The organism is Okeania sp. SIO2C9 (genome assembly GCF_010672455.1).
In the GTDB taxonomy this organism is placed as follows: domain Bacteria; phylum Cyanobacteriota; class Cyanobacteriia; order Cyanobacteriales; family Microcoleaceae; genus Okeania.
Map to the genome: position 1 here is coordinate 24,878 of NZ_JAAHGO010000023.1, position 12,620 is coordinate 37,497.

Consider the following 12,620-nt stretch of genomic DNA (forward strand, 5'->3'; position numbering starts at 1 on the left):
TCTGGATAAAATTTACCATAGAGTTATTAAAAATATCAGGAAGTTATGTTGTAATACCAATTCACTTAAAAAATGTCACAATATAGTTAGTCAGTGATGAAGTCAAATAATAAGCAGAAATTACTGTAGAGTAGAGGTTTTAAGTACCTAAAATATCACTTCTGACTTCTGACTTTAGTGAAACTGTATAACGGGACTTTGATATTTTTTCTGCTAAAAATGGCTTCAAACTCAACGATAGCAAGGAAAATACGTTGCTCTGGCTAAAAATGTCTCAAACCTAGATATATCAATAAATAGGCTATTTTGACGTTAAAGCATTATATAGCAAGGGTTTAAAACTATTTTTAAGGCATTTTTTGCTAAAGTCCCGATAAGCGATCAAGCATCGCTCGAAGCAAAATTAAATCTAGTTTATAGCTTGGTAGTCCTGCGGAGCGTAGTGGTATACAGCAAACAGAAATACCAGGTACGGGAGCAAGATACTCCCACTGCCGTGCCTCGTAACAAAATTGTCGGACAATGCACGACCATTACAATGCAGTACCACCTATAGCTTTTATCAGTTGTATGAGATAAAAAATTGGGATTTAGAGGACAAAAAATAAACAATAAATTGCATATGTATCACTCAATAAAACACTGTTTTAAGCACTATACTAAAATAGCAGTTGTTGAATTATACTAAAACACATTTTTGAAAGTTTGATAGTTATGAAGCCATAGAATTTTGTAATTCAATAAAGTTATTCATAGCTTGACAAATTTTGATTATATAGGATTACATCAAAGCTAATTACTATCATAATCTATATGATATTCACTACAGAATAATTATGAAAAATTAAATATAATCAAAAAAAATTATTCTGAAACAAACCATCATATCTAGTAAATATCCCATTGCTGAATCAAGGTATGAAAATAAAAACTGAATAATCTCAAGTATTTGTCATTTAATAGTTTAGCGTTCGCGGTAGCGATGCAGAGCATTATCGCCAACAAATACAAATCATACCTAGACATCAGCAACACCGTAAATATTACATTGAGTAAGTATAGTCGCATAATAAAAAATTTATAATAAAGCATCAGAAATAAGCTGAGAGAAATGGTTAATAAGAATCTCCTAGAAAAGATTAGTAAACTCCTAGCTCTTGCCAATTCACCTAATGAACATGAAGCTGCATTAGCGGCTGAGAAGGCAGCAGAATTATTAGCTCAACATAATTTATGTGTAGCAGACTTAGGACAAGAAAAGGATGAAGATATTACTAAGGGTATTATTGATAGAACAGGTCGTTATGTTACCTGGAAAATGTGGATTTTAGCAGGAATTGCTAATGCTAATGGATGTCAAGCAATGCGTTCTACTTACAGTGGCGAAATGAGACTAGTAGGAACAGAAACTAATATTACAGTTTCTAAATCACTTTATAAATATTTAACTGCTGTAGTTGACAGTTTAGTAAAACAACATAGGGGTAAAGGAAGAACTTTTATTAATGCTTTTCGAGTTGGTTGTGCAACTAGATTAAGACAGAGATTAGAGCAAAGACGAAAATACATGGAGGAAAAAGGTATCGCTAGTAGTGACGATCAAAATTCGGCATCTGCTATGGTTGTACGCTCAATGTTTGAAAAATATTCTTTAGCTATTCAAGTATATTTAAAGCAAGAAGGTGTAAAATGTAAAATTCAGAAATCCACTGCCGTCAATAGTGATTTAGGTTTTTCTTTTGGATATGTTGCTGGGGAAAAAATAAATTTGAATTATTTAAATCACAATTTATACAAAGGCAAAAATCATCAAACAGTTAACTATAAATAATTAACAATTAACAATTAATAATTAATAATTACCGAATAATTAACTAATTAATAATTAAATAATTATGGTTTAAAGCCTCCCCTTTTAAGGGGAAAAAAGCGGTCGAGGGATGGCGAGGTCTCCTCGCTGTCCGACCATCGACCAAGAGAAGAAATAATATTTCCTTACATTCAATTCCGTAGCGGTTAAAACCCGAGGTAATTATCAATTATCCATTATCAATTATCCATTAATGAACTCTCCTGCAAAATCGATCTTATTGGCGAACATAATTTTTTTGATTTATTTATTATTGAAATCGGAGTCTTGAAAACTTAATTATTTGGTAAGTAGTACATCAACTATTAATCATTAGTTTTTTTACATCTTAAAACTGTCTGATTTTAAGGGTTGGTTGCTCCGCTGAAGTTGAGATTAGATAATATCCTCAAAGAAAACGTTAAATAGGCTTGATATTAGACGACGTAAGTGTTAAAGTTTATGGAAGAATATTTTAAGTAGATGGAGAAGATGGCTAAAACAACAACAGAAAAATTAAATACTTCAGAACAATCAAATACTCCACTGACTGGTAAAGCATTGTTGAAGAAAGTTAAAGAACTCTCGCACAAGTCAAAGAAAGATACTGCTATTGCTTGCGGATATTATTCAACTACAAAAGATAAGCAGAAACGAGTAAATCTTGCTAAGTTCTACGATGCAGTTTTACAGGCAAAGGGGCTAAATTTAGATGATAACAATGTTAAAGATGGAAGAGGACGTGCTGCTACTTACCGTGCTTGTGTTCATAGAAATGGACAGTTAGTAATAGGCGCTAACTATACACAAGAAATGGGATTAAAACCAGGAGATGAATTTATTATCCAGTTAGGGCATAAACATATTCATCTTAGGCAGATAAATATAGAAGTAGAAAAAGAAGATGAAAATAATGAGGAAGAATAGATAAATTTTGTAGTAATCGTAATGGTCTCTAAAATCTGCGATTATAATTATCTAGATATTCCAAAATGCTGCAAAAAACTAGAGTCATCTACAGTATTTGAAACCTAGTTTTTGGCAGCAAATAGACTTTGAAAGACAAGTTGACAAGTTTGAGTATTTTTCTCTTCAAAAATACCTAAATATGGATGAACCTATTTTTAACTTTGTCAGGTAGAATTTTGATCGGTTTTAAGTAAGTTAAGAGCCATTAGAGAAAACATAATTGTCTTAGGATTGAAACTGTTATTTACTCTCAGTTATAAGATAATAATGATGAGATAATCTAATTAAATTAGATGTACAATGCAAAAAAATTGAGTTTCTTTACATCTATTTAAAAGTTAAGTGGGTAAAAATAACAAAAATAGGGTTGAATTTACTTCGAGATTTAGGTGTAAATATCTGAAATAATCCCGAGATGAAGTAGAGGCAATAGTGATAAACTATAGTATTACTTTGGAGAAATGTTATAAGTTACCTTAGATGAAATTGAATAATTATTAAAAATAATCATAAATATAGCAATCCTATTTAACTTGTAATATTTTGGTGGTAGGGGCGAATGGCCATTCGCCCCTACAGGATTCAGGAGTCAGGAGTCATAATTTTAAAAGTTTTCAGTTCAAATTAGCTATTATAAAAATTCTCACAACCAATTTAGGATTGCTATAGTATCAATATAATTATCTTAAACGAGGTTGCAAATTATGGAATAATATTGCCAAAAATTAGTTTAGAGTTTGACTAAAAAAACCTAATATTAATAATACTAGCAATTCTCAAATTCAAAATCCAATTCAATCAAAAATCTAAAATAATTCGTCACTGTGCAACGCCATCTTAACCAATGAATAAAAATGGTTATAGTTATTTAAATATAGTTAAGCAAAATCTTATAATACTTCAAATTACTAAAAAAGCCTTCCAAACTAAAAATATGTTTTGTAATTATTTAAACTCATAACAAAGATGACAATTATATTGGAATTGTCATATAAAATTACGGCGTTGGTGAATAAATGTATGATTTGAAGTAGGAGTCAGCACTCAGCTATCAGCAGTCAGTTTTTCAAGGTTTTTAATGGGGGATTAAAACCCCAATTAACACGCACCACTAATTTTTTCAAATATAATGGGGGGACTTAAACCATCGAATTTTTAGCTGACAACTAAATGCTGGCAAGGGTCGCATTCCGGAACGGAAAAGCTGATAGCTAGTTAACAGGATTCATCAGGAGCGATTCAGTAGATAAAAAGGAGTTTTTCGGAGACTAAATAGGAAGAAATAGGTATAATTTGCAGTATTATTTTGGCTGAAAATTTACCTAATGTTGGATTTCATACCTCAAATCAGCAATGCCAAAATTACTTATAATTTGAATGAATATTTAAAAATCAGCAATAAAATAATTACGGCAAAAATTAATCAAAAAAATTATGTCCTTAACAGAACAAATTCTCTCGCAAATTCCGGGAACTCCTCTACAAGGTCTGCGGAAAGCTGACCAGGTTTGGCAAAACCTTCGAGAAGACAATATTTCTATTCCTACTACTGTGAAAAAAGAAACTCAATTATTAAACACTTTAGACTGGGATGTAGTAATTTGTGGTGGAACTCTGGGTATACTTATTGGAGCAACTTTAGTAAAAAAAGGTTGGCGGGTAGCTTTATTAGAACGAGGTATTCTCAAAGGTAGAAAACAAGAATGGAATATATCTCGCAAAGAACTAGAAACATTTATAGAATTAAACCTTCTCTCCTCAGAAGAATTAGAAACAGCGATCGCCACTGAATATAACCCTGCCCGAATTAGCTTTCCAGAGAGTAAGGATATTTGGGTAAAAGATGTCCTAAATATAGGTGTAGATCCACTTTACCTCCTAGAAACTCTCAAACAGCGTTTCCTTGAAGCAGGTGGTCAACTATTTGAAAATACAGCTTACGAAGCAGCAACAATTCATCCAGATGGGATAAATATCCAGGTTAGTAATGGCCAATCATTTAAAGCTCGACTGCTCCTGGATGCAATGGGGCATTTTTCTCCTATTGTAAAACAAGCACGTCAAGGCAAAAAACCTGATGCTGTCTGTCTAGTAGTTGGTACTTGTGCCACTGGATACCCAAAAAACGACACGGGAGACATTTTTGCCTCGTTCACTCCTATACAAAACCAATGTCAATACTTTTGGGAAGCATTTCCTGCTAGAGATGGACGAACTACTTATCTATTTACCTATTTAGATGCTCATCCAGATAGAATTTCCTTAGAATCATTCTTTGAAGAATACCTCCGCTTATTGCCTGAATATCAAAAAGTGGAGCTTAGTCAACTTACATTCCAACGTGCGTTATTTGGCTTTTTTCCTTGTTATCGTCAAAGTCCTCTTCAAACTCCTTGGAATCGTATTTTGCCAGTAGGAGATAGTAGCGGGAGTCAATCTCCTCTTAGTTTTGGCGGTTTTGGAGCTATGGTACGTCACTTGAAACGTCTAACCGGGGGTATTGATGAAGCTCTGCAAACTGACAACCTTTCTTCAAATGCTCTAGCACTTTTGCAACCTTATCAGCCTAGTATATCAGTCACTTGGTTGTTTCAACGTTCTATGAGTGTAGGGGTAGACCAAAAAGTTGAACCAAATCAAATCAATCAACTATTGGCAGGTGTATTTCAGGTAATGGATCGACTAGGGGAATTTGTACTTACACCTTTTCTGCAAGATGTCGTGCAGTTTCCTGCTTTAGCACAAACTTTATTTATGACTTCTTTGAAGCAACCAGGTTTAGTCATTAAAATTATTCCTCAAGTTGGCATTGGAAATTTATTAGATTGGATGAAACATTATTTGAATTTGGGAATTTTTAGTTTATTATCTCCTATAGGAGATAAATTGGGGTTTTTAGTGACAAAAATTCCTCTGGAGCAAAATTATTATTATCGCCGTTTGATTGAACAATGGCAATATGGTTCTGGTGGGGATTATAGTTGAAGTCAGAAGTTAGAGGCTAGAAGTTACCGAATTAAGTCTGAAATCAAAAATGAAATACTTAAAGAATCCGATAATTTATTCTAAATTCGGTTGCCATACCCCCCTTAATCAATCAAAGAAAATTCAACCAATGATAATGAGTCAAGTTTCTAATTTCTTCTTTCATTTAACTCAGAACATTACGGAAGAAGGACGAGAGTTTGAAAGCCACGTCTTTTTAAAGCGTGGATGAAAAATGAACGGGCGATTTTCATCGCCTAAAAAAGTTGTCATTTTTGATCCTTTAATGTTAATTTTATAATAAAAACATAAAAGTGATAAAGATGTATGGATGTCAGCAAGAGCTAATTAAAAGTTCAGAAAATATCCCGTTTTTAGAATACTTATGTACCACGGTTAACCGACTTATTAATTGTGGGATTTATTTGGCTAGACAATGGTATTTTAAGTAGGGCTTGCTGATTAAATCTAAAAATATTTACAGATAAAGGTTTTAGCCTTTTTGGGGTCTAAAAAAGTGCCTGGTTTTCAGCTCTTCATGCTCAAAAAGGAGCGTATTTTAGGCTCATAGTTGGGCAGAAAAATCATTCTTACAGTTCTTACTCCTACCTCCTCGCTCCCGAACCTTTTCTCCTGTCTCCTGTCTCCTGTATCCTGTCTCCTACCCTCACCCATAAGACTTTTTGCTGCAAACCCTAAGTAGGGATACATCACGGGAAAACACGACTTAGAGAAGCAATTAAAGTCAAATCATAATTATCAATTTCTTCATTCTCAAGCAGCACAGCAAACCTTGAGAGGAGTAACAGAGTCTTTTAAGTCCTACAAGGAGCTTTCCTACAAACACTATCTAGGAAAACTGAAAAATAAACCTCAACTTCCCAAATATCGAAAAAAGGGAGGACTAGGAGTTATAACTTATCCAAAACAAGCTTTGAGACTGAAAGGAAACCAGGTGAGAGTACCTCTGGGGAAAAAAGTTAAAGCTGCTTTTAAGATTGATAGTTTTTGGCTAAATTTTCCCAACAATCTTGAGTTTAAAAAAATTCGAGAAATAAGGATTCTACCTCGTAATGGTTGCTTTTATGTTGAGTGGGTTTATCAGTTAGAAATCGATCAACCTGAACTTGACAGGGATAAAGTTCTCGGTATTGACCACGGAGTTGGTCATTTCAGTTATCAGTTATCAGTTATCAGTTATCAGTGAACCTCCGACTGAAGTCGGAGGCTTGAAATACTGAACTAAATATTTTTTTCATCCCCTTAAAAGGGGAGGCACATACCCTCATTTTTTGGTAATTGGTTAACTTGCGTTAGCAATGTAGGAACAAGCTTGATTGTAGATGGCAAACATTTAAAATCGGTTAACCAGTGGTATAACAAACAAATAGCAACAATTAAAGAGAACAAACCTCAAGGATTCTGGTCAAAAAAGTTAGCCAATATAACTGAAAAACGCAACAGACAAATGCGCGATGCTGTGAATAAAGCGGCCAGATTAGTTATAAATAACTGCTTAGAAAATGGTATTGGTAGGATTGTTTTTGGATGGAATAAGGGGCAAAAAAATGCTATTAACATTGGAGCCAAAAACAATCAAAAATTTGTGCAAATTCCCACAGCTAAACTCAAAGAACGAATTAGTCAGTTATGCGAATTGTACGGCATAGAGTTTATTCAAACTGAAGAATCTTACACCTCGCAAGCAAGTTTTTTAGATGATGATTTCCTGCCCAACAGGGCGTGAAAAACCCGAGAGGTGGAAGCCGTCAGGAAAACGAGTACAGAGAGGTTTATATCAAACCAAAAACGGTTTGTTAGTAAATGCTGATGTGAATGGAGCAGCTAATATTCTCAAAAAAGTAGCGACAACTTTGGAGTTTACTCTCGAAGGAGTCAGTAGAGGTAGTTTGATAATGCCTTTAAGAATCCAGTTTTGGATTGCTTAAGAATCTCCGTATCTTTAGAGCGGGGAGTATCAATATGAAAAGAGTTTCAGGAATTTCTCATAGTCTGCTCAGTTGATTAGCTTAAGTTAAAGATATCGATCCTGCAATCCCAAAATCCTTTTGAGAAAAAGTTTAAGATGAAACGTCGATATTTTGTCCTGTCTTCAATTAGTTTCGGGTTGGTCATAGGGTGTGCCTCCCTACAAACGAAAGATTCCCCTCAGCCATCAGTGGAACTATCCACCGATCCTGTACCACCTGCTGTTGCCGTATCGCCCAACAAGACTGATGAATCTCAAATCGCCAATGTCACAGAGCCGATTTTTGCGGAAAACGGAGTTGCCATTCGAGGTACTGACCCAGTTGCGTATTTTCAAGTAGGTAAACCTGTCCAAGGAAATAAACAATTTACTCACAACTGGATGGGTGTCAATTGGTGGTTTTCCAGTGCCAAAAATCGCGACTTGTTTGCAGCAAACCCAGGAAAATATGCTCCCCAGTATGGAGGTTTCTGTGCTTTTGCCGTTGCCAATGGATACACTGCTCCTATCGTTCCAGAAGCCTGGAGCATTGTCGAAGGGAGGCTATATCTCAATTTCAGTTTAAGGGTTCGCGATCGCTGGGAACGCGATATTCCAGGCAATATTGCCAGCGCCAATGAAAACTGGCCTGCTGCAGCCGCCAACTTTCGGGGGTGAGGGGTGAAGCTCTAGTCCCGCTACCCGGAAGTTAAAAGTCATGCATTTAAAAGCGAGTGCTAATTGGCGAGGTTTCCTACGGCGCGTCTACTGTGCGGAAATAGTTCCGCACACATCGCCTCCAGAATGTAATACCATTTCTCCATGAAGTTGCGCTTAATAAAAGATAACAGCTATTAGTAAAATTCAAGTATTGGTAAGAATTATTAAGCGCATTGTTACAGAGAAATGGTATAAGACGCACATCTGACAGTCAATCAATACTTCTGACTTCTGACTTCTGACTTCTGACTTCCGCGTAGCGGCACTAGGATATTTATTAGAATTTCCTACGGAATTCTCCGCAAACAGAATCCAGAATTCAGGAGTCAGAATGAATGGATTTAATGCCAGTTTTCAGGTCGTAAATTATCTTTTTTGTCAAATATAAATTTCCTACAAAATCTTTTTATTGCACTTATTATTTGTAACATTCTTTTTTGAAATTGGTATAAGAATATTATATATTTGTCGTAACCAAAATACAAAAAATAAAATGAATGACTTGCCAAAATTAAATTTTGAACTTTCTTCACTTATCTCCGACAAAACACGAATAGAAAATCAGATATGGCATAAAGAAGCAAGCAAAGATACAGTATGGATTAATGAAAATTATTCTGAAAAAAATCAGAATATAGATCGAGAAATAAATCCTATGAAAGGAGGACTTAATCAGGTTGAGCGAGAAATTGACAGATGTAAAAAACTGATTAAAGAAGCTGAACTTAAAGAAGAAGAAAAGCGAGAACAAAAAAGGCAAGAGCAAAGGCGAGAACAAACAGAAAGGCGAAAAAAAGAAAGAATAAATAGATTAAATAAAATAACAGAAGATAGAAAAATAACCTCAAAAAACCTTACGATAGGCGAAATTTGGGAAAGAATAACGTTAACGATGACTTGGCAAGTAAAAACTTTTTTCATCATTTTACTTGTTTGTATTCTAACAGGGTTTATTTATGGATTTATGCAATCTCCCGACATCGTAGCTACATTTCCTCGCAGCATTATAAGTCTTTCAGAAAATTTGTTCTTTATTTCATTGATCTGTTTCTTATTATACCTATTTTATTTTTTCTTCTACTCGGCAATAAATCTAATAAAAGCAGTTGTAGCAACAGTGGTTTTGTATGTAATATCTTTTTGGGTGTCAATTACATTATTAGTACCACTAGATTCAATAAATTCTTCAGTTCTTAATTTATTGGGTAATAACCCTCAAATATTCTCTCAAAGGATTATAACTGGAATAATTTTTATTAGCGTAACAAGATTTTTTTATATTCTAGGAAAAAATAAAAACACAAGAAATAGCAGATTTTTTGGGCTATAGTTACACATATACCTATGATTTTGATAATGTGTTGCTTTACGGGTATTTACAGCTCTTTTTACCAAGAAGAAAGTTCTGCTGATGTTCTTTCTATGCTTCACATGGCAATATTTATCTATTATTTTCACATCAACACGATAACTTTTGTCATGTGTTACTTCGATAACTATTCTATTTTTGATATTCCAGAAGATATTTTACGTTTTCATACCATAATTGGAGGTTCTTATGGTATTGCAGTTGCAATGTCAAATATAAATTACAAAAAATATGACGACGCATTCAAACGAATTTACACAATAATTGTCGTCATACAAGTGTTATTTCTGATAATGTTTTATCTTATATAATTGCTTTGCTTCTTAAGTAGGGTTTGCTGAATAAATATCAAATTATTGACTGATATTAGTTTGAGCAATTTTAGGTATGGGAAAAGTACCAGCTTTTCGATGGAAACAGCTGCAAAAAGCTAGTATTTTGGAATAATTATGACATAAAAATTGAGGGACAATTCTTACTTCTACCTCCTCGCTCATTCCCCATTTATCCTGTATCCTGTCTCCTGTATAGCTGTCTCCTACCCTCACCCATCAGACTTTTTCAGCAAACCCTAAGTAGACCTCTCCAAAAATTACAAATTTGCTACCCTGGAATCAAGGTTTGATAACGTTTTCTGAAGAGGTCTAGTTCATAACAGAGAATTTAATACCAGTTTAATGAAGTTAAGGAAAATATGGATTTAATATTGCAGGGTATTTCATATTAGTAAAATACATCCGTGACAGGCAAAATACCTGTGCTACAAAGTTTCATATTTAATAAAGTTCAGTACAAATATGGATTTAATATTGCAGGGTTTTTAATACTTAGGAGCCGTGTAATAATAACCTGAACAGTTTTGTTAATGGAAGCTAGATTTCACAATCTATTTCAGATAAAATTTGTACAACTTATTTTTACAGGGCTACTTAGTAAGATACAACTGTGACAGGCAAGATGCCTGTGCTATAAATACACTACTTATTAATTAAAATCTCAACAACTTTATTAAGTGCCACAGAATGAGAAGCCTTAAAAAGAACACAATCGCCTGGTTGTAAAAACTCCTGCAAATGTGTTGCTAATTTCTGATGAACATCATTAGAAGTAATATTTTCTACCTCTATAAACTGCAAACCAGCAGCACCAATAGCCATTGCTTGTGCTTCTTCAAAATCTGCCAAAATAAATAAACCATCAATATTCAAATCTCGCACAACATTACCAACTTGTTGATGAAACAAAACTGATTTATCTCCTAACTCTTTCATAGTTCCTAACACAGCAACATGACGTTTTCCCGGAGTTTCAACTAACAAATTTAGAGCAGCAATCATCGACTCTAATCCAGCATTATAAGTTTCATCTAAAATTACAATATCATTATCTAAATTGTATCTTTTTGCCCTACCTTCAGGCAATTCAATCGATAAATTATTAATCAAAGGTTGGAAGAGATTTTTAGTAGAAATACTTCTACCATTAATTACCTTAAAAACAGCCAATGCTGCCAAATAATTAGAAGCATTATGAAGTCCCGGCAAAGGCAAAGCTAAATCCACACCTGCAACATTTATAGTCTGAGAATCAATTAATCTTCCTTGTAAATCACCTCCCTGTAAACCATAAGTAAAAGTTTCTCCCGACCAAAACTTAGCAGCAGTTTCCATTAAGCGTCGGTTATCATAATTCAAAATAGCAATACTATTAGAAGACATTTCTGCAAGTAATTCACACTTAGCTCGAGCGATCGCTTCAACAGAACCCAAACGACCAATATGAGCAGTACCAACATTAGTAATTAAGCCAATTGTCGGATTGGCAATATGTGTTAATTCTGCTATCTCCCCTGGTCCTCGCATTGCCATTTCCACCACAGCATAATTATCATCAGAGGAAAGTCCTAGTAGAGTTTTAGGCACACCTATTTCATTATTATAGTTAGCTTCAGTTTTCAGAACTTGACCCTGAGTAGTCAAGACTTGAGCAATTAATTCCTTAGTAGTAGTTTTACCCACTGAACCTGTTACCGCAATTACAGGAATAGCAAACCGATCTCGCCACCAACGAGCAATTTTTTGGTAAGCTTCTAAAGTATTTTCTACTTGTAATATAGTTACGCTATTTGACTCTTGTGTAACTCTATTCTTTAAGGTATATTCTTCCTCAACAATGATACAAGAAGCCCCTTTTTCCATTGCCTGTTTCACAAATTTATGGCCATCAAACTTTTCACCTCGTAATGCCACAAATCCTTCACCAGATTGTAAGTTACGAGTGTCTGTATTTATGCCTATAATTAATTTTTTTTCAGGAATCTGAAAATTTGTAAGTGTTGTAGCAGCTAAGATTTCAATTAATTGAGATAAGGTAATGTGACAGACCATAACGATTGGCAGTCCTACTCAAATATATGTAATAATTATATTAGAGTATTTGTTATTGTTGAAGTCAATTTATTTTCTGAGAGTTAACTGAGTAACCAGGAAAAAATAAAAAGTGTAAATAATTCTCAAGATCAAAAAAAAATTTTTTGAAGTTTGGTAAACTTTGTCATAACTCAGAACTGACATAAGAAAAAATAACTAAAACCTTTTGCACAAAAATTAAAAAAATTTAGACTATCTTTATCTTAATGTATATGACAATCAGTGGCGAAAAACTTGTACGGATTTGGAAGTAGATGCTACCGATAAATTAGTCAAATCAAAATTGTCCAATGAAGGAGAGTTTTTAATAAAGCAAAATCTTTACTGAAA

10 protein-coding genes are annotated in these 12,620 nt (G+C 34.0%); 9 read left to right on the top strand and 1 reads right to left on the bottom strand.

Translation table 11 applies throughout. The annotated features are described in order from the left end of the window. Positions 1–1,111 precede the first annotated feature (1,111 nt). From F6K23_RS19020 to F6K23_RS19055, 9 genes are all read left to right on the top strand, one after another. Complete coding sequence (locus F6K23_RS19020; RefSeq protein ID WP_293158732.1) at positions 1,112–1,831, top strand: DUF2786 domain-containing protein; 720 nt, start codon at positions 1,112–1,114, stop codon at positions 1,829–1,831. Positions 1,832–2,341: 510 nt separating this feature from the next. After that, the gene (locus F6K23_RS19025; protein WP_287524110.1) at positions 2,342–2,776 is read left to right on the top strand and encodes an AbrB family transcriptional regulator; all 435 of its coding nucleotides are present in this window, start codon (positions 2,342–2,344) and stop codon (positions 2,774–2,776) included. Between the two features lie 1,476 nt (positions 2,777–4,252). Then, the gene (locus tag F6K23_RS19030; RefSeq protein WP_293158736.1) at positions 4,253–5,803 is read left to right on the top strand and encodes an NAD(P)/FAD-dependent oxidoreductase; all 1,551 of its coding nucleotides are present in this window, start codon (positions 4,253–4,255) and stop codon (positions 5,801–5,803) included. A 793-nt stretch (positions 5,804–6,596) separates the two neighbouring features. Continuing rightward, the gene (locus F6K23_RS19035) at positions 6,597–7,010 is read left to right on the top strand and encodes a hypothetical protein (protein WP_293158738.1); all 414 of its coding nucleotides are present in this window, start codon (positions 6,597–6,599) and stop codon (positions 7,008–7,010) included. Between the two features lie 126 nt (positions 7,011–7,136). Next, positions 7,137–7,550: an IS200/IS605 family accessory protein TnpB-related protein gene (locus F6K23_RS41930; protein ID WP_367267751.1), complete on the top strand. Its 414-nt coding sequence runs from the start codon at positions 7,137–7,139 to the stop codon at positions 7,548–7,550. Further along, on the top strand, positions 7,522–7,752 hold the full coding sequence (locus F6K23_RS41935) for a hypothetical protein (RefSeq protein WP_367267752.1): 231 nt from the start codon (positions 7,522–7,524) through the stop codon (positions 7,750–7,752). Before F6K23_RS41930 ends, F6K23_RS41935 begins: the two co-directional genes overlap by 29 nt. A gap of 137 nt (positions 7,753–7,889) precedes the next feature. Further along, positions 7,890–8,450, top strand: a complete 561-nt coding sequence (locus tag F6K23_RS19045) for a YHS domain-containing (seleno)protein (RefSeq protein WP_293158740.1) — start codon at positions 7,890–7,892, stop codon at positions 8,448–8,450. Between the two features lie 535 nt (positions 8,451–8,985). After that, positions 8,986–9,822 carry a hypothetical protein gene (locus F6K23_RS19050; protein WP_293158742.1) on the top strand — a complete coding sequence of 279 codons (837 nt, stop codon included), beginning with the start codon at positions 8,986–8,988 and terminating at the stop codon, positions 9,820–9,822. Positions 9,823–9,848: 26 nt separating this feature from the next. After that, positions 9,849–10,172, top strand: a complete 324-nt coding sequence (locus tag F6K23_RS19055) for a hypothetical protein (RefSeq protein WP_293158744.1) — start codon at positions 9,849–9,851, stop codon at positions 10,170–10,172. 666 nt (positions 10,173–10,838) lie between these two features. On the opposite strand, the gene murF is transcribed toward F6K23_RS19055, so the two are convergent. Then, positions 10,839–12,248, bottom strand: a complete 1,410-nt coding sequence (gene murF, locus F6K23_RS19060) for a UDP-N-acetylmuramoyl-tripeptide--D-alanyl-D-alanine ligase (RefSeq protein WP_293158746.1) — start codon at positions 12,246–12,248, stop codon at positions 10,839–10,841. Between the last annotated feature and the right edge of the window lie 372 nt (positions 12,249–12,620).